At 59.7% G+C, this 1,903-nt stretch carries 1 protein-coding gene; it reads left to right on the forward strand.

Annotation, left to right across the window (positions count from 1 at the left end):
• Positions 1-428: 428 nt before the first annotated feature.
• Positions 429-1,903: adenylate/guanylate cyclase domain-containing protein (locus tag AAAB35_RS26855; RefSeq protein WP_340671384.1), on the forward strand; the 1,475-nt coding region annotated here is incomplete at its 3' end.

Below are 1,903 nucleotides of genomic sequence, written 5' to 3' on the forward strand. Positions count from 1 at the left end.
TCTCTGGCTGCGGTCGCGCCACCACACACATCAGCCGTAGATCGAAATCTCCATAGCCTCGACTGTGGTCCGCGGGTTCCTTCCTCGGGGACTTTCGTACGCCTGCTGGCGCCCGAAACTCTTCACGGAAGGAGACTGGCCGCATCTGGAGAGTAGCGAGAAATGCAGACTTAGCGCAGTTTCAGTTCGGGTCTCCCCAGGACAGAACTGGGCACTTTTGCCGAAGCCCCCGCTCGCCGCCAGACGTTCAAGAACCGTCCGCTTTCCGTGGATACTCATTTCCGTATCGTCCACCTCGACGCCGTCGGTCACAAAGAAGCATGACTGCTCGATGGAGGTGGAGATCGCCTGGACTGCCTCTTACCACTTGTTGACTCACCTGCGGTTGGACAATAACTTGCGAACTTGGTCGTTAGGCTTATCCTCACATGACGGATCAATCTCTTCAGCGGCGCCTTGCCGCCATCGTCGTTGCCGATGTGGTGGGATATTCACGCCTGATGGAGGCTGATGAAGTCGCAACGCTGGCGAACCTCAGGGAACTCCGTTCTGGCGTTATCGAGCCGGCTGTGATGCACCACAACGGTCGCATCTTCAAGGTCATGGGCGACGGATTCTTAATCGAATTCGGTAGCGCAGTGGATGCGGTCGCAGCAGCGTTGGAAATACAACGGGCCACCACTGCTGTTGAGGCTTCCGGAGACCGGCGCCTGCTTTTGCGTGTAGGCGTCAATCTGGGAGATGTCATTGACGACGGTTCAGACGTCCTCGGCGACGGCGTCAATGTCGCGGCGCGACTCGAGACGCAGGCCGCACCAGGAGGTATCTGCATTTCAGCCAAAGTTCACGGCGAGATCGTCGGCAAGATCGGCGACCGGTTCTTTGATGCAGGCGAACGCTACCTAAAGAACCTGACTCGCCCGGTCCACGTGTGGCATTGGCCGGATGCGCTGCAGAGCACATTGCCGCTGCCCGAATGTCCCTCGATCGCTGTATTGCCGTTCACGAATATGAGTGGGGATGAAGCGGACGCGCCTTTCGTCGACGGCTTGACCGAAGACCTGATCACCGACCTTTCCCGTACGGCTGGCCTGTTCGTCATCGCGCGCAATTCCGTGTACGGCTACAAGGGCAAGCCGGTCGACGTACGGCTGGTCGCCCAGGAACTTGGCGTTCGCTACGTCCTGGAAGGGAGCGCCAGACGCGCAATGGGCCGTGTCCGCATCAATGCCCAATTGATCGACGCGCTTGGCGGCCAGCACTTGTGGGCCGACCGGTTTGACAGGACGGTGGAAGATGTTTTCGAATTACAGGATGAAGTTAACGCCAAGATTGTTGAAGCTCTCGTCGGCCGGCTGACCATCCCGAAGCAGCGCAATCGGCCGAAGAACCTTGAGGCGTACGACCTGTGTGTGCGCGCCCGCCTCCTGACGGAAGAGTCGCCGCAAACTGAGCGTGAGGCCTATATGCTGCTCCAACGCGCGGTTAAGCTCGAGCCATCATATGCCGAAGCGCTTGGTCTGCTCGCCTATAACCGTTGGCTTGCCTGGACTCATTTCGGCGAGCCCGAGGATCCGAACCGTCGGATGGCGGCGACATTCGCGCAGAAGGCGGTCCACCTAGATCCCAACGATGCCGGCTGCCGTTACGTCCTGGGGACCATTTTGGCTTATGAGCGGCGATGGGAGGAATCGGAGGCCGCCTTCGCCAAGGCCCTGGAGCTGGACCCCAACCACGCCGACACCTGGGCCGCCATGTCGGACGTATCAGTGCTGGACGGCAGGGTTGCCGACGGACTTGCGCAGATCGAAAAAGCTCTGCGGCTCAATCCCTATCCAGCGTGCTGGTATCTTTGTCATCTTGGGCAGGCGCAATACGCCGCGCGTGACTATGAGGCGGCAGC

The organism is Phyllobacterium sp., assembly GCF_037994425.1.
Classification (GTDB): domain Bacteria; phylum Pseudomonadota; class Alphaproteobacteria; order Rhizobiales; family Rhizobiaceae; genus Phyllobacterium.